This window comes from Streptomyces sp. NPDC037203, from assembly GCF_055605065.1.
Genome location: NZ_JBVJUC010000002.1, coordinates 915,202 through 934,979, shown reverse-complemented (window position 1 = coordinate 934,979; position 19,778 = coordinate 915,202). Strand labels below are relative to the sequence as shown.

Sequence of the window (19,778 nt, the reverse complement as noted above, 5' to 3'; positions counted from 1 at the left end):
CCCGATACATGACGACCGGGCCGTGCCAGGGCGTCCGGCCGCGCCCCGTGGTCGCGGCCGGCGGCGCCCCGCGGTCACGCCTGGCCGCGCACGCCCTTCGCCAGGTCCCCGGCCAGCTCGCGCACCGCCGCCAGGCCGGACGCGTGGTCCGGGGCGTCCAGCATCCGCTTGACGAAGGCCGATCCGACGATCACACCGTCGGCGAAAGTGGCGACCTCTGCGGCCTGGACCGCGTTGGAGACGCCGAGGCCGACGCAGACGGGCAGTTCGGGGCGGCTGACGCGGGTGCGCTGCACCAGGTCCTGGGCCTGTGCGCCGACGGACTCACGGGTGCCGGTGACGCCCATGAGCGAGGCGGCGTAGACGAAGCCGCTGCCCGCCGCGGTGATCTCGGCGAGCCGTGCGTCCTTGCTGCTCGGCGCGACCACGAAGACGGTGGCGAGGCCGTGCTTGTCGGCGTGCTCCCGCCACAGCGCCGACTCCTGCACCGGCAGGTCGGGCAGGATGCACCCCGCGCCGCCCGCCTCGGCCAGCTCGGCGGTGAACCGCTCGACGCCGTAGCGGTCGATGGGGTTCCAGTACGTCATCACGAGCACGGGCTTGCCGGTGGCCGCGTGCGCCTCGCGCACCGTGCGCATCACGTCCGCGATCTTGACGCCGCCGCGCAGGGCGATGTCGTCGGCGGTCTGGATGACCGGGCCGTCCAGCACCGGGTCGCTGTGCGGCAGGCCCACCTCGACCACGTCGGCGCCGCCGTCGAACACGTTCTTGATCGCCTCGATGCCGCCGTCCACGGTCGGGAACCCGGCCGGCAGGTAGGCGATCAGCGCGGCCCGGCTCTCGGCCTTCGCGGCGGCGAGGGTGTCCGTCAACAGCTGGATGTTGCCGCTCACTTGGCGTCCCCCTCGATCTCGGCGGTGGCGGCGGCGTCCGCGGCCACCTCGGCGTCGGTGTCGTACAGCCCGAAGTAGCGGGCCGCGGTGTCCATGTCCTTGTCGCCGCGCCCGGAGAGGTTGACGACGATCAGCCCGTCCGGGCCCAGTTCCCTGCCGACCTCCAGGGCCCCCGCGAGGGCGTGGGCGCTCTCGATGGCCGGGATGATGCCCTCGGTGCGCGAGAGCAGGCGCAGGGCCTGCATGGCGGCGTCGTCGGTGACCGCGCGGTACTCGCCACGGCCCGAGTCCTTGAGGTAGGCGTGCTCGGGCCCGATGCCGGGGTAGTCCAGACCGGCCGAGATCGAGTACGGCTCGGTGATCTGGCCCTCCTCGTCCTGGAGGACGTAGGAGCGGGAGCCGTGCAGGATGCCGGGCTCGCCCGCGGTCAGGGTCGCCGCGTGCTCGCCGGTGTCGATGCCGTGGCCGGCCGGCTCGCAGCCGATGAGGCGGACGCCGGCGTCGGGCACGAAGGCGTGGAAGAGGCCGATGGCGTTGGAGCCGCCGCCGACGCAGGCGACGGCCGCGTCGGGCAGGCGTCCGGCGCGCTCCAGGATCTGGCGGCGGGCCTCGACGCCGATGACCCGGTGGAAGTCGCGGACCATGGCCGGGAAGGGGTGGGGGCCCGCGACGGTGCCGAACAGGTAGTGGGTGCGGTCGACGTTGGCGACCCAGTCCCGGAACGCCTCGTTGATGGCGTCCTTGAGCGTGCGGCTGCCGGACTTCACGGCCACCACCTCGGCGCCGAGCATGCGCATCCGGGCCACGTTCAGGGCCTGGCGCTCGGTGTCGATCTCGCCCATGTAGATGGTGCAGTCGAGGCCGAACAGCGCGCAGGCGGTGGCGGTGGCGACGCCGTGCTGGCCCGCGCCGGTCTCGGCGATGACGCGGGTCTTGCCCATGCGCTTGGTGAGCAGCGCCTGGCCGAGCACATTGTTGATCTTGTGTGAGCCGGTGTGGTTCAGGTCCTCGCGCTTGAGGAACACCCGTGCGCCACCGGCGTGTCCGGCGAACCGGGGCACCTCGGTGAGCGCCGAGGGGCGGCCGGTGTAGTTGACCATCAGGTCGTCGAGTTCACGGGCGAACTCGGGGTCCTGCCTGGCCTTGTCGTACTCGACGGCGACCTCGTCCACGGCGGCGACGAGGGCCTCCGGGATGAACTTGCCGCCGAACGCTCCGAAGTAGCCCTCGGAGCTGGGGACCTGACCCTCCGGGTCGGGGAAGAAGTAGTTGCTGGGCATGCGGAAACCTCACGGTGAGTGCGGTGAAGAGACACGGTTCGCCGTGGGGCGGGAGGCCGGCTGCGGGCCGTCAGTGGCCCGTCGCGCTCACGCGGTGGAGCCGCGCATTCAGCTCTGCCCCGCGCCCCTGAAGGCCGGCCGGTGCCATCGCATGCCGTTGACCTGGCCGGGCTCGTCGCCGATGACATAGCGGACCCGGCGGCCGTGGACGCGGCGCGCGGGCGCGCGGCAGCCGCGGGGGCGGCAGCCGCGGGCGAGGCGCGCGTAGCGGTCCACGGTGGTCGTCGCAGTCATCGGAGGGCAGCCTAGTGGAGGATCAGTCGCGGCCGTGCCGCAGCGCCGGGTGCTCGCCGGCGGCGACCATGTCGGAGACGGCGGTCCGCGGGTCGCGGCCGGTGACCAGGGACTCGCCCACCAGGACGGCGTCGGCGCCGGCGTTGGCGTAGGCGATCAGGTCGTGCGGGCCGCGCACACCCGACTCGGCGACCTTGACGATGCCCTCGGGGATCTCCGGGGCGACCCGCTCGAAGGTGCCGCGGTCGACCTCCAGGGTCTTGAGGTTGCGCGCGTTGACGCCGATGATCCGGGCACCCGCGGCCACCGCGCGCTCGGCCTCGTCCTCGTCGTGCACCTCGACCAGCGGGGTGAGGCCGATGGAGACGGCGCGCTCGATCAGGGACTCCAGGGCCGGCTGCTCCAGGGCGGCCACGATCAGCAGGGCGAGGTCGGCGCCGTACGCGCGGGCCTCCCACAGCTGGTACGAGGTGACGATGAAGTCCTTGCGCAGGACCGGGATGTCCACGCGGGCGCGGACGGCCTCCAGGTCGGCGAGGGAGCCGCCGAAGCGGCGCTGCTCGGTGAGGACGGAGATGACGGCGGCGCCGCCCGCCTCGTAGTCCGCGGCGAGTCCGGCCGGGTCGGCGATCGCGGCCAGCGCGCCCTTGGAGGGGCTGGAGCGCTTGACCTCGCAGATCACCTTGACGCCGTCGCCCTTGAGCGCGGCCACCCCGTCCTTGGCGGCGGGTGCTTTGGCCGCGCGCTCCTTGAGCTCGTCGAGGCTGACGCGTGCCTGCCGCTCCGCGAGGTCGGCACGGACTCCGTCGATGATCTCGTCGAGCACACTCACGCGAGCGGCCCCCTTTCAGACGGTTCGTTCCTTCGGGTTCCTTCAGGTGGTGGAAACCCGTGGTCACTCGATGGTATCCGGAGCAGGGCCGGAGCCTCGCATCCGGTGGACGCCGGTTTCACTTCCTGGACACCGGCGCCGCAGGTCAGGGGTGCAGCCAGGCACCGAAGGGCAGGTTGCGGACCACGGTGAACACCAGCAGCAGGCCGCCGAGGGCCCACATCTGGGCGTTGCCCGGGGCGAGCCGTGCGGGCCGGCCGCGCCACGCCCGTACGGCCCAGACCACCCACAGCACCGCGAAGAGGACGTAGCCGGCCACGGCGGGCGCGTTGTCGTGCAGAGCCGCCACCAGGTCCCCGTGCACGAACGCGTGCGCGCTGCGCAGCCCGCCGCAGCCGGGGCAGTACAGGCCGGTGAACCGGTAGAGGGGGCACACCGGGTAGTGGCCCGGATGGTTCGGGTCGACGGCCCCGACGTAGGCGAAGGCACCGGCGACCGCCGCGAGCACACCGGCGGGGGTGGCAAGGCGCCACCACCGGGGGGTGGGCGGAGCGGCCCACACGGGCCGGGCGGGGGCGCCGGACCAGGCGAGAGCGGCCGGAGCGGCCGGGTGCGGGGCGGTCCGGGCGGGGGGCGCGGCGGGCGGGGCCGGTCGGTTGGCGGCGGTCACGTCAGGCATTCTCGCCGACACGGCGGCCGTGCGCGCGGGAGAGCCCTCTGCCGTGCCCTGGGACGCGAAAGGGCGGTCCGGGTCCGTCAGGGACTCCGGTCCGCCCTCGGGGAAGAGGTGCCGTACCCGGCGGCTCAGCTCTCCACCGCGACCGGCTCGCGCATGGCGATGGGGGTACCGCCGACCATCTTGAGCGGCTTGGCGCTGGCGCCGAGACCCATGGCCTTCATGATGCCGCCGACGAGAGCGCCACCGATGATGAGCGCCATGCCGACCCAGAAGCCGATGGTGTTGGCCATCACCATGAAGGCGCCCGCGACCAGGAAGCCGATGAAGGAAATGATGACGCCGGTCCAGGCCGCCGGGGTGTGACCGTGGCCGTGGCTGCTGCCCGCCATGTCTGTGCTCCTCGTTGCTGTGTACGTGTCCCAGGAGAGCGACGTACGTGTCGTACGGCGCCGAGCCCGCCCGTCACTGTCCGAGCCGGACGCTCGCCGTCCATTGTCCCGTACGCCTGCGCGCGCCGGACGCGGGGGTGGCGTCTGGTTCGCCACATCCGCGCGGGGTCAGGTGCCGGTGGGGTCCTCGCCCCGGTCCAGGGCCTTCCAGATCTCCTCGGGCCGCTCCGGGTCGACCGGCCTGGCCGCCTTGCGCGGGCGGTCGGTGCCGCGTTCGTAGCGCCCGGACATGGCGGGCCAGCCGCTGCCGAAGCGGAGCGCGAGCAGGCCCGCGAGCAGGATCAGCAGGCCGCCGACGGCCGCCACGTAGGGCCAGCCGGTGTGGCTCAGCGCCGCGACCGTGGCGGTGGTGTCGCCGCTGGCCTGGGCGGCCTTCTCGTCCAGCGCGCTGTCGTCGGAGGCGGAGAAGAGGGCGGCGGCCATGATGCCCGCGCCGGACAGCGCGAGCAGAGCGGCGACGAGGAAGCGGCCGGCCCGGCGGACGGCGAAGACGGCGACGAGCGCGGCGAGGCCCACTATGGCGAGGGCCGCGGGCACGCCCGTGACCTCGCTGCCCTTCGCGGTGAGCGGGAACGCTCCGCCGGCCACCGACGCGGTGCCCTCCGCCCAGCGCTGCCGGCTGGCGAGCAGCGCCACGGCCGCGCCGAGCGCGCCGAACAGGAGGGCCATGGCGAGGCTCCGGCGGCCGGTCCGGGCGGGCGCGGCGGCTTCGGAACGGGGGTGAGGAACAGCAGTCACGTACTCCACTATCGCCTGAACCCCCGCCGAAGCGTCATCCGGGGTTCCGTGCGGCAGGATTCCCTGAGCCCGGCCCGGACGAAGGACCCTGGCGGCCGAGCCGGTTGGCGGTGTGCACCGCCCGCAGCACCGCCGCGGCCTTGTTGCGGCACTCCTGGTCCTCGGCGACCGGGTCGGAGTCGGCGACGATGCCCGCTCCGGCCTGCACGTAGGCCGTGCCGTCGCGCAGCAGGGCGGTGCGGATGGCGATCGCGGTGTCGGAGTCCCCGGCGAAGTCCAGGTAGCCGACGCAGCCGCCGTACAGCCCGCGCCGGGACGGTTCCAGTTCGTCGATGATCTGCATCGCGCGGGGCTTGGGGGCGCCGGAGAGGGTGCCGGCCGGGAAGCAGGCGGTGAGCACGTCGAAGGCGGTGCGGCCGTCGGCGACCCGCCCGGTGACGGTGGAGACGATGTGCATCACGTGCGAGTAGCGCTCGATGGACATGAAGTCGACCACCTCGACCGAGCCGGGCTCGCAGACCCGCCCGAGGTCGTTGCGCCCGAGGTCGACCAGCATGAGGTGTTCGGCGCGCTCCTTGGGGTCGGCGAGCAGCTCGTCGGCGAGCGCCTGGTCCTCCTGCGGGGTGGCGCCGCGGTGCCGGGTGCCGGCGATGGGGTGGACCATGGCCCGGCCGTCCTCGACCTTGACCAGCGCCTCGGGGGACGAGCCGACGACGTCGAATCCGTCGAAGCGGAAGAGGTACATGTACGGCGACGGGTTGGTGGCCCGCAGCACCCGGTACACGTCCAGGGCGCCGGCCGTGCACGGCGTCTCGAAGCGCTGGGAGGGGACCACCTGGAAGGCCTCGCCCGCGCGGATGCGCTCCTTGACGTCCTCCACGGCGCGCCGGAAGTCGGGGCCGCCCCACAGCGCGGTGTACTCGGGCAGCTCGGAGGGCGGCAGCACGGCGGGGGGCTGGGCCACCGCGCGGGTGAGGTCGGCCTCCATGGCGTCGAGGCGGGCGACCGCGTCGTGGTACGCCTCGTCCACGCCGGTGTCCAGGTCGTTGTGGTTGATCGCGTTGGCGATCAGCAGGACCGAGCCCTCCCAGTGGTCCATCACCGCGAGGTCGCTGGTCAGGAGCATGGTCAGCTCGGGAAGCTTCAGGTCGTCGCGCTCGCCGGGGCCGATCTTCTCCAGGCGGCGCACGATGTCGTAGCCGAGGTAGCCGACCATGCCGCCGGTGAAGGGGGGCAGGCCCTCGGTGTGCGGGGTGTGCAGGGCCTGGAGGGTGGCGCGCAGGGCCTTGAGGGGGTCGCCGTCCGCGGGGACGCCGACCGGCGGGGTGCCGAGCCAGTGGGCCTGGCCGTCGCGGGCGGTGAGGGTGGCGGCGCTGCGGACGCCCACGAAGGAGTAGCGGGACCAGGAGCGGCCGTTCTCCGCGGACTCCAGCAGGAAGGTGCCGGGGCGTTCGCCGGCCAGCTTGCGGTAGAGGGCGACGGGGGTGTCGCCGTCGGCGAGGAGCTTGCGGGTGACGGGGATGACGCGCCGGTCGGCGGCGAGCTTGCGGAAGGTCTCCAGGTCCATGGCGGCGGGCCTCACTGGTCCGCGCCGGACGGCAGACCGGCGTCCTTGAGCAGGACGTCCTCGTCGAAGCAGGTGCGCGCGCCGGTGTGGCAGGCGGCGCCCTCCTGGTCGACCTGGACCAGCACGGTGTCGGCGTCGCAGTCCAGCGCGACCGACTTCACCCACTGGACGTGCCCGGAGGTGTCGCCCTTGACCCAGTACTCCTGGCGGCTGCGCGACCAGTAGGTGCAGCGGCCGGTGGTCAGGGTCCGGTGCAGCGCCTCGTCGTCCATCCAGCCGAGCATGAGCACCTCTCCGGTGTCGTGCTGCTGGGCGATGGCGGGCAGGAGGCCGTCGGCGCTGCGCTTGAGGCGGGCGGCGATCTCCGGGTCGAGGCTGCTGGGCCGGGGGGTTCCGGGCGTACTGGTCATGGGTGCCATTGTGCCGCGCGCCACCGGCAGTGCCGGGCGGGTGTCCACTGCGCGGACCGGTGGCTGGTCGTAGGCTGACCCCATGTCGACCTTCGCCAAGCGTGAACGGCTCCTGTTCGCCGACCTCTTGGAAACCGTGGGCCCGGACGCGCCGACCCTGTGCGAGGGCTGGCGCACCCGCGACCTGGCCGCGCACGTGATCGTGCGCGAGCGCCGCCCGGACGCGGCCGGCGGCGCGCTGATCAAGCAGCTCGCGCCGCGCCTGGAGAAGGTGATGGCGGAGTACACCGCGAAGCCGTACGAGGAGCTGATCCAGCTGATCCGCACGGGGCCGCCGCGGTTCTCGCCGTTCCAGGTCAAGCAGGTGGACGAGGCCGCGAACACGGTGGAGTTCTACGTGCACACCGAGGACGTGCGCCGGGCGCAGCCGGACTGGAGCGCGCGGGAGCTGGACCCGGTGTTCCAGGACGCGCTGTGGTCGCGCCTGGAGCGCACGGCGCGGCTGCTGGGGCGCGGGGTGCCGACGGGGCTGGTGCTGCGCCGGCCCGACGGGCAGACCGTGGTGGCGCACAAGGGCGCGCCGGTGGTCACGGCGACCGGGGAGCCGTCGGAGCTGCTGCTGTTCGCGTTCGGCCGGGACCGGGCGGCCCGCGTCGAGGTGGAGGGCGAGGCGGACGCGATCGACAAGCTGCACTCCTCCAAGCAGCTGGGGCTCTGACGTGGGAGGCCGCCCGTGATCAAGGTCGCGATGACCGGGGTGTACGTGGACGACGTGGCGCGGGCGCACGCCTTCTACACGGATGTCCTCGGCTTCGAGACGCGCACCCACATGGATCTCGGTGACGGCACGCCGTTCGTCACGGTCGGCGCGCCCGAGGGAGCGCAGCCGGACCTCCAGCTCCTCCTGGAACCGGGCGAGGGCCCGATCGCCGAGTCCTACCGCCGCGCGCTGTACGAGGCGGGTATCCCCTGCATCGTCTTCTCCGTGGACGATCTCGCCGCCGAGCACCACCGGCTGAGCGGGCTGGGGGTCCGCTTCCCGCACGGTCCGCGGGAGCAGGGGCCGGTGCTGGCGGCGGTGTTCGACGACACGTGCGGCAATCTCGTGCAGCTGGTTCAGCCGAAGGGATGAATGCCGGGGGGAGCCTCAGCCGGGCAGCTCGGCGCGGCGCAGGGCCGGTACGACGAGGGCGACGACCCCGCCGAGGGCGCACACGAAGGCGCTGACCAGGTAGACGGGGCCGAGCCCGAAGGCGCCGATCGCGGCGGCGGCGAGGGGCATGCTGAGCGGGGTGAGGCCGAGGCTGATCAGGCTGGAGACGGCGGTGACCCGGCCGAGGTAGGCGGGGTCGGCCCGGGTCTGGAGCAGAGCGCCGCACATCGCGCCGCTGAGCCCGGTCAGCAGGCCGACGAGCAGGGCGGTACCGGCGGCCGCCCAGAGGCCGGGCGCGTAGGCGAGGGCGCCGATGGCCGCGGACCCGGCGACGATGGTGACGCCGACGAGGAGGCCGGCGCGCGGCAGCCGTCCCCGGAGGGTGAGCAGCAGCGAGGCGGCGCCGGCTCCGACGCCGAACCCGGCGAGCACCCAGCCCATCCCGGAGGCGCCCCAGCCGCGGTGGTCCGCGAGCAGGGTCAGGCCGACGTTGAGCGGGCCGACGAAGCCCAGGTCGCCGAGGGCGATGGTGAGCATCAGCGGGGCGAGGACGCGGTGGCCGCGGATGTGGCGCAGCCCGGCCGCGAGGTCGGCCCGCGCGGTGGTGCGGGGGGCGTCCGCACGGTCGCCGGGCAGCTCCCGTATCCGTACAGAGAGCAGCAGGGGCACGGACACGGCGATCAGCGCTCCCGCGAGGGCGAAGGCCGCGGGGGCGCCGCCGGCGGCCACGGCGAGGCCGCCGAGCGGGGCGCCGACGACGCTCGCGAAGCGGATGGCCAGGCCGCGCATGCCCTGGACGCGGGCCAGCTGGTCCTTGCCGGTGACCCGCGCGGGGAGGGCGCCCACGGCGGGCACGAACACGGCGTCCACGGTGCCGAAGACCAGCGCGAGCAGGGCGAGCGGCCACAGTCCGGGGCGGGTGAGGTACAGCAGGGCGGCCACCGCGAGGACGGCGGCGCAGCGCAGGGCGTCGCTGCCGATGACGACCCGCCGGGGCCCGAGCCGGTCGGCGAGCACTCCCCCGCCGAGCATCAGCAGGGCACGGGGCAGCGCACTCGCCGACATCACCAGCCCGGCCTGCGCCGCGGTGCCGGCCCGTACGGCCGCCCAGGAGAGCGCCAGGTAGTACACGCTGTCCCCGAGCATGGAGCACGTGTAGGCGGCCAGCCACCGCCGCACCTGGGGGTCCCGGTGGGCTTGGACGGGGGCCGGGGTGACGAGGGTCGAGCTCAAGTCGGGTTCCTTGTGAGGCCGGGACGGAAGGGCGGCTGCCACCGGCGCTCCCGCCCGTCCCCGCTCCGGCCCGTGACCGGCCCGGCCGCGGGAACGCGGAAGCGCACGGGTCAGCGCACCGGATGCCCCGCCCCGCGCAGCGTCTCCTTCACCTCGCCGATCCGCAGGTCGCCGAAGTGGAAGACGGAGGCCGCGAGGACCGCGTCCGCGCCGGCGGTGATGGCCGGCGGGAAGTGGGCCAGCGCGCCCGCGCCGCCGGAGGCGATGACCGGCACGGAGACGTGCTTGCGGACGGCGGAGATCATCTCCAGGTCGTAGCCGTCCTTGGTGCCGTCGGCGTCCATCGAGTTCAGCAGGATCTCGCCCGCGCCCAGCTCGGCGGCCCGGTGCGCCCACTCGACGGCGTCGATGCCGGTGCCCCGGCGGCCGCCGTGCGTGGTCACCTCGAAGGAGCCGGACCCGGTGCGCCGGGCGTCCACCGACAGGACCAGCACCTGGCGGCCGAAGCGCTCGGCGATCTCACGGATCAGCTCGGGGCGGGCGATCGCCGCGGTGTTCACGCCCACCTTGTCGGCGCCCGCCCGCAGCAGCTTGTCCACGTCCTCGGCGGTGCGCACGCCGCCGCCGACGGTGAGCGGGATGAACACCTGCTCGGCGGTGCGGCGCACCACGTCGTACGTCGTCTCCCGGTCGCCCGAGGACGCGGTGATGTCCAGGAACGTCAGCTCGTCGGCGCCCTCGGCGTCGTACACCTTGGCCATCTCGACGGGGTCGCCCGCGTCGCGCAGGTTCTGGAAGTTGACGCCCTTGACGACCCGGCCGTTGTCCACGTCCAGGCAGGGGATGACTCGGACCGCCAGGGTCATGACTGCTCAGGCTCCTCTGAATGCTTCAAGCTCTACTTCGACCAGGATGCGCGGGTCCACGAAGCCCGCGACCACCAGCAGGGTGGAGGCGGGGCGCACGGAGTCGAACAGGTCCTTGTGGGCCCGGCCCGCCTCGTCGACGTCGCGCACATGGCTCAGGTACATACGGGTGCGGATCACGGACTCGATGCCGAGACCGAACTCCTTGAGCGCCTCCAGGGCGTTGCCGAAGGCGACCCTGGTCTGCTCGTACGGATCGCCCTCGCCGTACAGGACCGTGCCCCGGAAGGGCGTGGTGCCGCCCACCGACACCCGGTCCCCCGCCGCGACGGCGCGTGCGAAACCGAAACTCTCTTCCCAGGGACTCCCGCTCTGCACCCGCCGTACGGCATCCGATGTCATGACGCCACAGCCTCCAAGGCCTCTTCCAGGGTGAACGCCTTCGCGTAGAGGGCCTTCCCGACGATGGAGCCCTCGACACCGAGGGGCACCAGTTCGGCGATGGCGCGCAGGTCGTCCAGGGAGGAGACGCCGCCGGAGGCGACGACCGGCCGGTCGGTGGCCGCGCACACGTTGCGCAGCAGTTCCAGGTTGGGGCCCTGGAGAGTGCCGTCCTTGGCGATGTCGGTGACGACGTAGCGCGCGCAGCCCTCCTTGTTCAGCCGGTCCAGCGTCTCGTAGAGGTCGCCGCCGTCGCGGGTCCAGCCGCGGCCGCGCAGGGTGGTGCCGCGCACGTCCAGGCCGACCGCGATCCTGTCGCCGTGCTCGGCGATCACCTTGGCGACCCACTCGGGGCTCTCCAGGGCGGCGGTGCCGAGGTTGACGCGGGTGCAGCCGGTGGCGAGGGCGGCAGCGAGGGTGTCGTCGTCGCGGATGCCGCCGGACAGCTCCACCTTGATGTCCATGGCCCCCGCCACCTCGGCGATCAGCGCGCGGTTGTCACCGGTGCCGAAGGCCGCGTCCAGGTCGACCAGGTGCAACCACTCGGCGCCGGACCGCTGCCAGGCGAGCGCGGCCTCCAGCGGGGAGCCGTAGGAGGTCTCGGTCCCGGACTCGCCGTGGACGAGGCGTACGGCCTGGCCGTCGCGCACGTCGACGGCGGGGAGGAGTTCGAGCTTGGCCATGGTCTACAGGGTTCCGATCCAGTTGGTGAGGAGCTGGGCGCCGGCGTCGCCGGACTTCTCGGGGTGGAACTGGGTGGCCCACAGGGCGCCGTTCTCCACCGCGGCGACGAAGGGCTTGCCGTGGGTGGCCCAGGTGACCTTGGGGGCGGCGATCACCGGGTTGTGGGTCTCCTGCGTCCAGTCGTGGACGGCGTAGGAGTGCACGAAGTAGAAGCGGGCGTCCGCGTCCAGGCCGGCGAACAGCTCGGAGTCGGCCGGGGCGTCCACGGTGTTCCAGCCCATGTGCGGCACGACGTCGGCCTCCAGCGGTCCGACGGTGCCGGGCCATTCCTCCAGGCCCTCGGCCTGCACGCCGTGCTCGATGCCGCGCGAGAACAGGATCTGCATGCCGACGCAGATGCCCATCACCGGGCGGCCGCCGGACAGCCGGCGGTCGATGACCCAGTCGCCGCGGGCGTCGAGCAGGCCCCGCATGCAGGCGGCGAAGGCGCCGACGCCCGGTACCAGCAGGCCGTCGGCGTTCATCGCCGCGTCGAAGTCACGGGTGATCTCCACGTCGGCGCCGACCCGCGCGAGGGCGCGCTCGGCCGAGCGGACGTTGCCGAAGCCGTAGTCGAAGACGACGACCTTCTTGGCTGTCGCGGTCAATTCCACACCTCCAGCCGCATGACACCGGCGACCAGGCACAGTCCGGCCGCGAGGGAGAGCAGCACGATCAGGCTGGTGGGCATCTTCTGCTTGGCGAAGGAGATGATGCCGCCGACCAGGAAGAGGCCGACGACGATCAGCAGGGTCGACAGACCGGTCATGGGTTACAGCGCGCCCTTCGTCGACGGGAGGATGCCGGCCGCGCGCGGGTCGCGCTCGGAGGCATAGCGCAGCGCCCTGGCGAGCGCCTTGAACTGGCACTCCACGATGTGGTGGGCGTTACGTCCGTACGGTACGTGAACGTGCAGCGCGATCTGCGCCTGGGCCACGAAGGACTCCAGGATGTGGCGGGTCATCGTGGTGTCGTACTCGCCGATCATCGGCGCCATGCGCTCGGGCTCGGTGTGCACGAGGTAGGGGCGGCCGGAGAGGTCGACGGTGACCTGGGCGAGGGACTCGTCCAGCGGCACCGTGCAGTTGCCGAAGCGGTAGATGCCCACCTTGTCGCCGAGCGCCTGCTTGAAGGCGGCACCGAGCGCGAGGGCGGTGTCCTCGATGGTGTGGTGGGAGTCGATGTGCAGATCGCCGTCGGTCTTCACGGTCAGGTCGAACAGACCGTGCCGGCCGAGCTGGTCGAGCATGTGGTCGTAGAAGCCGACGCCGGTGGCGATGTCGGTCCGCCCGGTGCCGTCGAGGTCTATCTCGACCAGGACCGAGGTCTCCTTGGTGGTGCGCTCGACGCGCCCTACGCGGCTCATGCCTCAAGCTCCTTCTTGACTTCACGTGCGGCGTCGAGGAACGCGTCGTTCTCCGCGGGGGTGCCGGCCGAGACCCGCAGCCATCCCGGTACGCCGTTGTCCCGGACCAGGACGCCCCGGTCGAGGATCTTCCGCCAGGCCTCGTGGGCGTCGGCGAACCGGCCGAACTGCACGAAGTTGGCGTCGGACTCGACGACGTCGTAGCCGATCGCGCGCAGTTCGGCGACCAGCCGGTCCCGCTCGGACTTCAGCTGCTCGACATAGCCGAGCAGGGTGCCGGTGTGCTCCAGGGCGGCCAGCGCGGTCGCCTGGGTGATCGCCGACAGGTGGTACGGCAGCCGGACCAGCTGGACGGCGTCCACCACGGCCGGGTCGGCCGCGAGGTAGCCGAGACGCAGGCCCGCGGCGCCGAACGCCTTGGACATGGTGCGCGAGATCACCAGGTGCGGGCGGCCGTCGAGCAGCGGCAGCAGCGAGTCGCCGTGGCTGAACTCGACGTACGCCTCGTCCACGACCACCATCGACGGCTTGGCCGCCTGCGCCGCCTCGTACAGCGCGAGCACCGTCTCGGGCGGGATCGCGTTGCCGGTGGGGTTGTTGGGGGTGGTGAGGAAGACGACGTCCGGCTTGTGCTCGGCGATGGCGCGCTCGGCGGCGGCCGGGTCGATCGTGAAGTCCTCGCCTCGGGGACCGGAGATCCAGCCGGTGCCGGTGCCGCGCGCGATGAGCGCGTGCATCGAGTACGACGGCTCGAAGCCGATCGCGCTGCGGCCGGGGCCGCCGAAGGTCTGGAGCAGCTGCTGGATGACCTCGTTCGAGCCGTTGGCCGCCCAGACGTTCGCCAGGGTCAGCGGGAACTTGCCGGTCTCGCTGAGGTACTTGGCCAGCTCGGTGCGCAGCTGGACCGCGTCCCGGTCGGGGTAGCGGTTCAGGCCGCGGGCGGCCTCCCGGACCCGCTCGGCGATCCGCTCGACCAGCGGCTCGGGCAGCGGGTACGGGTTCTCGTTCGTGTTCAGGCGGACGGGGACGTCCAACTGGGGCGCGCCGTAAGGGGACTTGCCGCGCAGCTCGTCCCGGATGGGAAGGTCGTCGATCCTTACGTCGCTCACTTGCTCTCCGGTACCTTCCAGCCGAACCTCGCCTTGACCGCCGCGCCGTGCGCCGGCAGGTCCTCCGCCTCCGCCAGCGTCACCACGTGGTGCGCGACCTCGGCGAGCGCGTCCTTGGAGTAGTCGACGATGTGGATGCCGCGCAGGAAGGACTGCACGGACAGGCCCGAGGAGTGGCAGGCGCAGCCGCCGGTGGGCAGCACGTGGTTGGACCCGGCCGCGTAGTCCCCGAGGGAGACGGGGGCCCAGGGGCCGATGAAGATCGCGCCCGCGTTGCGTACCCGGTCGGCGACGGCGGCGGCGTCGGCGGTCTGGATCTCCAGGTGCTCGGCGCCGTACGCGTCGACCACCTTCAGGCCCTCCTCGACGCCGTCCACCAGGACGATCGCGGACTGCCGGCCGGCGAGGGCCGGGCGGATCCGGTCGTCGGTGTGCTTGGTGGCCGCGACCTGCGGCTCCAGCTCCTTCTCCACCGCGTCCGCGAGGTCCGGGGAGTCGGTGACGAGGACGGCGGCCGCGAGCGGGTCGTGCTCGGCCTGGCTGATCAGGTCGGCCGCCACGTGCACCGGGTCGGCGGTGTCGTCGGCGAGGATCGCGATCTCGGTGGGTCCGGCCTCGGTGTCGATGCCGATCCGGCCGGTGAAGTAGCGCTTGGCGGCGGCCACCCAGATGTTGCCGGGGCCGGTGACCATGGTGGCGGGCGGGCAGGACTCGGTGCCGTAGGCGAACATCGCGACGGCGGTGGCGCCGCCCGCCGCGTACACCTCGTCCACGCCGAGCAGCGCGCAGGCGGCCAGGATCGTCGGGTGCGGCAGGCCGCCGAACTCGGCCTGCGGCGGCGAGGCGAGCGCGACGGACTCGACGCCGGCCTCCTGGGCCGGGACCGCGTTCATGATCACCGAGGAGGGGTAGACCGAGCGGCCGCCCGGCGCGTACAGCCCGACGCGCTCGACCGGAACCCACTTCTCGGTCACCGCGCCGCCGGGGACGACCTGGGTGGTGTGGGCGGTGCGGCGCTGCGCGCGGTGCACCAGGCGGGCGCGCCGGATGGACTCCTCCAGGGCGGCGCGCACGGCCGGGTCGAGGCCGGTCAGCGCGTCGGCGAGGGCGCGGGCCGGGACACGGACGGATTCCAGCCGTACTCCGTCGAACTTCTCGGCGAAGTCGATCAGCGCCGCGTCGCCGCGATGATGCACGTCCTCGCAGATCGGACGCACCTTCTCCAGGGCGGCCTGAACGTCGAAGTCGGCTCGGGGCAGCAGGTCACGCAGGGCGGGACCCTCGGGGAGGGCGTCGCCGCGCAGATCGATTCGGGAAATCACGGTTCCAATTCTCTCAGACCCCCGTCCGTAGTCGTCCGCACGTATCAATGGCTGATACAGGCCGCGGGCCAATGCCTGGTACAGACGCTGGCCGGAACCCGGAAGATCCCGTTCACCACGGGTGTTCCGTGCGTCACTCAGCGGGCATCAACCGCGGGACGAACCACCCGGACGGCGGAGAAAGAGGGAACAGCGGTGACCGAGGGGACCGGCTTCGTCGCCGGGGACCTGCCGGACGACCTGACCGCGGCCGAGGCCGGCATGTGGCAGGCCTTCCGCAACGGCAGTGTGTACGACCTGAGCAGCGGCGACACCGTCGTGGACGACCCGCACGGCGGGCATCCGTGGGGGCCCGAGCGGTCCGTGCGGGCGCGCATCATCGCCTGGCTGCTGCTGGACGGGCCGCCGGCGCTGGCCGGGCGGGTGTCCGCGCTCAAACTCGCCGGGGTGCGCGTCACGGGCACCCTGGACGTGGCGGGCGGCACCGTGCGGCCGTACGCCGAGCTGCGCGACTGCCGCTTCGACGAGCAGGTGCTGGTGCCGGAGGCGCGGTTCAGCACGCTGCGGCTGGTGAACTGCTCGGTGCCGCGCCTGGAGGCGGCCCGGCTGCACACCGAGGGCGATCTCCATCTGCCGCGCTGCCGGTTCCAGAGCGGGGTCCGGCTGACCGACGCGCACATCGGCACCGATCTGCTGCTCAACCAGTCGATCGTGTACCGGGACCGCAGCGGGCGCTCGATCTCCGCGGACGGCCTCAACGTCGGCCAGGACCTCCAGGCGGAGCTGCTGGAGTCGCACGGCGAACTGCGGCTGCGCGGCGCCCAGATCGGCGTCTCGCTGAGCCTGCGCGGCGCGCGCCTGTCCAACCCGTACTCCAGGCTCGCCCTGAACGCGCCCCAGCTCAGTGTGGAGCGCACCCTGTACCTGACCCCGGCCGGGGTGGGGAACCCGCTGCTCAGCGGGACCACACCGGCGCGCGGGACCCGGATCCAGCGGTTCGAGTGCCAGGGCGGGCTGCGGCTGGACGACGGGCGGTTCGGGGACGCGGTGGACCTGGAGCAGGCCCGGTTCACCCTCACCGACGACCAGGAGCTGTCGCTGCGCCGGGTGCACGCGCCCGAACTGCGTTTCCTCGGGGACGGCCCGCAGCGCGGCAAGGTGGTGCTGTCGGGGGCGCAGATCATGAATCTGGTGGACCGCGCGGGCGCCTGGCCCGGCGCCGGGCGGCTGCACATGGGCGGCTTCACCTACGAGAACCTGGTGCCGCAGGGTCCGTTCCCGCTGGCCCGGCGCCTGGACTGGATCGCGGCGGCCACCGCCGAGTACGCCCCGGAGCCGTACGAGCGCCTCGCCTCGGTGCTGCGGCAGGCCGGGGAGGACGAGGACGCCCGCGAGGTGTTGCTCGCCAAGCAGCGCAGGCGCCGGGAGACGCTGCCGCTGGCGGGCAAGCTCTGGGGCTACGCCCAGGACCTGGCGGTCGCGTACGGCTACCGGCCCGGCCGTGCCGCGGTGTGGATGGCGGTGCTCTGGGCGGCCGGCACCCTCGCCTTCTCGCACGCGACGCATCTCCCGGCCAACCACGACGACCGCCCCTACTGGAGCTCGGCCCTGTTCACCCTGGACCTGCTGCTGCCGGTGATCGACCTCGGCCAGGTCGGCGAGTGGCAGCTGCGCGGCCCCTGGCAGTGGCTGTCGGCCGCGATGATCCTGCTGGGCTGGGTACTGGCGACGACGGTGGCGGCGGGCGCGACCCGGCTGCTGCGGCGCAGCTGACGTCGCGGCAAGCCGGGCCGCGGCAGCGGGTGCGCGGTCATGTGCGGGCATGTGCGGGCATGTGGGTAAAGGCCGCCCTTGACCGTCCTCTCCGCACAAAACTCGAACAGTCGCCCTTTGCCGGTCCTTGACCCTGGGCCGTACAACCTTCCATGACTTCCCCCAAGCCTCTGGCGCAGCCGCGACCTGCGGACTTTCAATGGTCCGCACCATGGTTCCGCTGCCCTCCTTCCTCCGCCGCTCCTGGATGTCCCGACCTTCCGCGCGCCCGGCCGGAGGGATCGCCTCCGGGGACGAAGCCGTGCTCGACGCACCCGACGACCGGCTCTCGCCCGCGCTGGTCGCCGCCGGGCAGGGCGAGTACCGCGCCGCGGCCGAGCTGCTGGCCGGCACCCGCGCCGCGGCCGAGTGGGAGAACCACGACGGGTACGCCCGGCGGCTGGCCGCCTTCGCCCGGCTGCGCTCCGAGTGGTTCGAGGACTGGCGGGCGGCCGAACCGGACGACCCCGGCGCCCTGCTGGTCGCGGCCCAGCTGGCGGTGGACCGGGTGTGGTCCTCGCCGGCCCGTGCCGAGCTGCTGCGCGAGGTCAGCCCGCTGATCACGGCCGCCGCGCGGGCCGACGACCGGGACCCGGTGCCCTGGCGGATCGCCCTGGACCACGCGCGCGGCTCGCGGGCCGGGCACCGCTACTTCGAGGAGCTGTGGGAGGCGGCGCTGCGCCGCGACCCGCACCACTACGGCTGCCACGTGGCCGCCCTCCGCTACCTGGGCGCGTTCTGCTGCATCCGCTTCGGGGACACCCCGCACGTGCCGAGCGCCGCGCACCACGCCTGCTTCGACTTCGCCGAGCTGGCCGCGCAGGACGCCCCGGCGGACTCGCTGGTGCAGGCCCTGCCCGCGTGGGCGGCCTACGGCTATCTGATCGAGGGCGGCGGGCCCGGAGTGACCCGCGAGCGGCTGGACGAGGCGGCCGACCGCGCCCTCGCCCTGTCGGCGCGGTTCGCGGCGGCCGAGCCGTGGCCCGCCGCGGTGCGCAACAAGCTGCTCTACGTGCTGCTGCGCCTGGACCGCGGCGAGGACGCGCGCGCCCTGGTGCGGCTGATCGGCCCCTATGTGACCTCCTCCCCCTGGGACCGGTTCTCGGACGACCCGCTCGGCCACTTCCTGCGGCTGCGCGAGCACCTGCTGTCGGGCGGCGGGACACCCGCCGCGGCCGGGCTGCTGCCGGCCGCCGGGGACGTGGTGCCGGGACACCGCGGACACCACCGCGCCGCGGACCATTAGGCTGGGGCGCCGTGACCACCGTCCGTCTGCCCCTCTTCCCGCTGAACACGGTCCTCTTCCCCGGACTCGTGCTCCCGCTGAGCGTCTTCGAGGAGCGGTATCGCGCCATGATGCGCGAGCTGCTGAAGACCCCCGAGGAGGAGCCGCGCCGGTTCGCCGTCGTGGCCATCCGCGACGGGTACGAAGTGGCGCCCAGCGCCCCCGGCATGCCCGACCCCACGGCGGAGCCCGAGCGCGGGCCGGCCGCGGGCTTCGGCCCGGACCCGCTCACCTCCTTCCACCAGGTCGGCTGCATCGCGGACGCCGCCACCATCCGGGAGCGCGCCGACGGCACCTTCGAGGTGCTCGCGACCGGTACGACGCGGGTGCGGCTGCTGTCCGTGGACGCCTCGGGGCCCTGTCTGACGGCCGAGCTGGAGGAGCTGGCGGAGGAGCCGGGCGACGAGGCGGGGGCGCTCGCGGAGGGCGTGCTGAGGGCCTTCCGGCAGTACCAGAAGCGACTGGCGGGGGCACGGGAGCGGTCGCTCGCCACGAGCGCGGAGCTGCCGGACGAACCCAGCGTGGTGTCGTACCTGGTGGCGGCCGCGATGATGCACGACACGCCGACCAAGCAGCGGCTGCTCCAGGCGCCGGACACCGCCTCCCGGCTGCGGGACGAGCTGAAGATCCTGCGCGGCGAGACCGCCATCATCCGCAACCTGCCGTCGCTGCCCGCGTCCGAGCTGACGCGGACGCCGACCAGTCTGAACTGAGCGCGCATCCTCATGGCGAAGAAATCGAAGAAGCAGCAGTCCGGCGGGACCCCGGCGACGGTCGCGCTGAGCGCGGCGGGCGTGGAGTTCACGGTCCACGCCTACGAGCACGACCCCGCCCACCCCTCCTACGGCGAGGAGGCCGCGGAGGCGATGGGCGTCTCCCCCGACCGCGTCTTCAAGACCCTGGTGGCCGACGTGGACGGCAACCTCGTCGTCGGGGTCGTCCCGGTCGCCGGCACCCTCGATCTGAAGGCCCTGGCCTCGGCGGTGGGCGGCAAGCGCGCCGCCATGGCCGATCCGGCCCTGGCCGAGCGCACCACCGGCTACGTCCGCGGCGGCATCTCCCCGCTCGGCCAGCGCAAGAAGCTCCCCACCGTCCTCGACGACTCGGCCCTCGGCCACCTCACGATCTGCGTGTCGGCGGGGCGGCGGGGCCTGGAGGTGGAGCTGGCGCCCGGCGACCTGGCGGAGCTGACGGGAGCGGTGACGGCGCCGATCGGACGGGGCTGAGGGGCCGGGCGCGGGACGGGGCCGAGCGAGCGGGGCAAGGGGGCCGGGGTCGAGCCCCGAGCCCCCGCCGGGCCGGGACCCTGCCGCGAGCGGTGCGCCG

24 protein-coding genes are annotated in these 19,778 nt (G+C 73.4%); 6 read left to right on the top strand and 18 right to left on the bottom strand.

Translation table 11 applies throughout. The features are described 5' to 3' along the window. Positions 1 to 74: 74 nt before the first annotated feature. The 9 genes from trpA to hisI all read right to left on the bottom strand — a co-directional run bounded on the left by trpA (position 75) and on the right by hisI (position 7,142). On the bottom strand, positions 75 to 893 hold the full coding sequence (trpA, locus tag ACZ7EC_RS08720; protein WP_471059539.1) for a tryptophan synthase subunit alpha: 819 nt from the start codon (positions 891 to 893) through the stop codon (positions 75 to 77). Beyond that, positions 890 to 2,173 (bottom strand): tryptophan synthase subunit beta, encoded by a 1,284-nt coding sequence (gene trpB / locus ACZ7EC_RS08715; protein WP_471059537.1) that lies wholly within the window; start codon positions 2,171 to 2,173, stop codon positions 890 to 892. Before trpB ends, trpA begins: the two co-directional genes overlap by 4 nt. A 108-nt stretch (positions 2,174 to 2,281) precedes the next feature. Then, positions 2,282 to 2,467 carry a tryptophan biosynthesis modulator TrpM gene (trpM, locus tag ACZ7EC_RS08710; protein WP_471059535.1) on the bottom strand — a complete coding sequence of 62 codons (186 nt, stop codon included), beginning with the start codon at positions 2,465 to 2,467 and terminating at the stop codon, positions 2,282 to 2,284. Positions 2,468 to 2,489: 22 nt separating this feature from the next. Beyond that, the gene (gene trpC / locus ACZ7EC_RS08705) at positions 2,490 to 3,299 is read right to left on the bottom strand and encodes an indole-3-glycerol phosphate synthase TrpC (protein WP_397986444.1); all 810 of its coding nucleotides are present in this window, start codon (positions 3,297 to 3,299) and stop codon (positions 2,490 to 2,492) included. Between the two features lie 145 nt (positions 3,300 to 3,444). Then, entirely contained in the window at positions 3,445 to 3,978 is a 534-nt protein-coding gene (locus ACZ7EC_RS08700; protein ID WP_471059532.1) for a DUF2752 domain-containing protein, read from the bottom strand. Between the two features lie 125 nt (positions 3,979 to 4,103). Beyond that, on the bottom strand, positions 4,104 to 4,367 hold the full coding sequence (locus ACZ7EC_RS08695) for an HGxxPAAW family protein (protein WP_471059530.1): 264 nt from the start codon (positions 4,365 to 4,367) through the stop codon (positions 4,104 to 4,106). 168 nt (positions 4,368 to 4,535) lie between these two features. Then, positions 4,536 to 5,174, bottom strand: coding sequence for a TIGR02234 family membrane protein (locus tag ACZ7EC_RS08690; protein ID WP_471059528.1), 639 nt, complete (start codon positions 5,172 to 5,174; stop codon positions 4,536 to 4,538). 25 nt (positions 5,175 to 5,199) lie between these two features. Then, on the bottom strand, positions 5,200 to 6,732 hold the full coding sequence (locus ACZ7EC_RS08685; RefSeq protein WP_471059526.1) for an anthranilate synthase component I: 1,533 nt from the start codon (positions 6,730 to 6,732) through the stop codon (positions 5,200 to 5,202). 11 nt (positions 6,733 to 6,743) lie between these two features. Then, positions 6,744 to 7,142: a phosphoribosyl-AMP cyclohydrolase gene (gene hisI / locus ACZ7EC_RS08680; RefSeq protein WP_085564265.1), complete on the bottom strand. Its 399-nt coding sequence runs from the start codon at positions 7,140 to 7,142 to the stop codon at positions 6,744 to 6,746. A gap of 82 nt (positions 7,143 to 7,224) precedes the next feature. Between hisI and ACZ7EC_RS08675 the strand changes: the two genes are divergently transcribed. Both ACZ7EC_RS08675 and ACZ7EC_RS08670 read left to right on the top strand, forming a co-directional pair. Then, positions 7,225 to 7,860, top strand: coding sequence for a TIGR03085 family metal-binding protein (locus ACZ7EC_RS08675; RefSeq protein ID WP_471059524.1), 636 nt, complete (start codon positions 7,225 to 7,227; stop codon positions 7,858 to 7,860). 15 nt (positions 7,861 to 7,875) lie between these two features. Beyond that, the gene (locus tag ACZ7EC_RS08670) at positions 7,876 to 8,274 is read left to right on the top strand and encodes a VOC family protein (RefSeq protein WP_471059521.1); all 399 of its coding nucleotides are present in this window, start codon (positions 7,876 to 7,878) and stop codon (positions 8,272 to 8,274) included. A gap of 15 nt (positions 8,275 to 8,289) precedes the next feature. On the opposite strand, the gene ACZ7EC_RS08665 is transcribed toward ACZ7EC_RS08670, so the two are convergent. The 9 genes from ACZ7EC_RS08665 to hisD all read right to left on the bottom strand — a co-directional run bounded on the left by ACZ7EC_RS08665 (position 8,290) and on the right by hisD (position 15,355). After that, the gene (locus tag ACZ7EC_RS08665) at positions 8,290 to 9,528 is read right to left on the bottom strand and encodes an MFS transporter (RefSeq protein WP_471059519.1); all 1,239 of its coding nucleotides are present in this window, start codon (positions 9,526 to 9,528) and stop codon (positions 8,290 to 8,292) included. 110 nt (positions 9,529 to 9,638) lie between these two features. Then, positions 9,639 to 10,394, bottom strand: coding sequence for an imidazole glycerol phosphate synthase subunit HisF (hisF, locus tag ACZ7EC_RS08660; protein ID WP_471059517.1), 756 nt, complete (start codon positions 10,392 to 10,394; stop codon positions 9,639 to 9,641). A 6-nt stretch (positions 10,395 to 10,400) separates the two neighbouring features. Beyond that, a complete protein-coding gene (locus tag ACZ7EC_RS08655) occupies positions 10,401 to 10,796 on the bottom strand; it encodes a RidA family protein (protein WP_471059515.1) in 396 nt (131 codons plus the stop codon). After that, entirely contained in the window at positions 10,793 to 11,518 is a 726-nt protein-coding gene (gene priA, locus ACZ7EC_RS08650) for a bifunctional 1-(5-phosphoribosyl)-5-((5-phosphoribosylamino)methylideneamino)imidazole-4-carboxamide isomerase/phosphoribosylanthranilate isomerase PriA (protein ID WP_397986434.1), read from the bottom strand. Before priA ends, ACZ7EC_RS08655 begins: the two co-directional genes overlap by 4 nt. A gap of 3 nt (positions 11,519 to 11,521) precedes the next feature. Continuing rightward, complete coding sequence (gene hisH / locus ACZ7EC_RS08645) at positions 11,522 to 12,166, bottom strand: imidazole glycerol phosphate synthase subunit HisH (RefSeq protein ID WP_471059513.1); 645 nt, start codon at positions 12,164 to 12,166, stop codon at positions 11,522 to 11,524. Then, positions 12,163 to 12,327, bottom strand: coding sequence for a hypothetical protein (locus ACZ7EC_RS08640; protein ID WP_397986432.1), 165 nt, complete (start codon positions 12,325 to 12,327; stop codon positions 12,163 to 12,165). The genes hisH and ACZ7EC_RS08640 overlap by 4 nt, the downstream gene beginning before the upstream one ends. A gap of 3 nt (positions 12,328 to 12,330) precedes the next feature. Then, positions 12,331 to 12,924, bottom strand: a complete 594-nt coding sequence (gene hisB, locus ACZ7EC_RS08635) for an imidazoleglycerol-phosphate dehydratase HisB (RefSeq protein ID WP_085564273.1) — start codon at positions 12,922 to 12,924, stop codon at positions 12,331 to 12,333. After that, entirely contained in the window at positions 12,921 to 14,033 is a 1,113-nt protein-coding gene (locus ACZ7EC_RS08630; RefSeq protein WP_471059510.1) for a histidinol-phosphate transaminase, read from the bottom strand. The genes hisB and ACZ7EC_RS08630 overlap by 4 nt, the downstream gene beginning before the upstream one ends. Continuing rightward, complete coding sequence (gene hisD / locus ACZ7EC_RS08625) at positions 14,030 to 15,355, bottom strand: histidinol dehydrogenase (RefSeq protein ID WP_471059508.1); 1,326 nt, start codon at positions 15,353 to 15,355, stop codon at positions 14,030 to 14,032. Before hisD ends, ACZ7EC_RS08630 begins: the two co-directional genes overlap by 4 nt. A gap of 195 nt (positions 15,356 to 15,550) precedes the next feature. Between hisD and ACZ7EC_RS08620 the strand changes: the two genes are divergently transcribed. From ACZ7EC_RS08620 to ybaK, 4 genes are all read left to right on the top strand, one after another. After that, a complete protein-coding gene (locus tag ACZ7EC_RS08620) occupies positions 15,551 to 17,128 on the top strand; it encodes an oxidoreductase (RefSeq protein WP_471059506.1) in 1,578 nt (525 codons plus the stop codon). Between the two features lie 199 nt (positions 17,129 to 17,327). Next, a complete protein-coding gene (locus ACZ7EC_RS08615; RefSeq protein WP_471059504.1) occupies positions 17,328 to 18,413 on the top strand; it encodes a hypothetical protein in 1,086 nt (361 codons plus the stop codon). A gap of 11 nt (positions 18,414 to 18,424) precedes the next feature. Further along, the gene (locus tag ACZ7EC_RS08610; RefSeq protein ID WP_471059502.1) at positions 18,425 to 19,165 is read left to right on the top strand and encodes an LON peptidase substrate-binding domain-containing protein; all 741 of its coding nucleotides are present in this window, start codon (positions 18,425 to 18,427) and stop codon (positions 19,163 to 19,165) included. Positions 19,166 to 19,177: 12 nt separating this feature from the next. Continuing rightward, entirely contained in the window at positions 19,178 to 19,678 is a 501-nt protein-coding gene (gene ybaK, locus ACZ7EC_RS08605; RefSeq protein ID WP_471059500.1) for a Cys-tRNA(Pro) deacylase, read from the top strand. Positions 19,679 to 19,778: the final 100 nt, after the last annotated feature.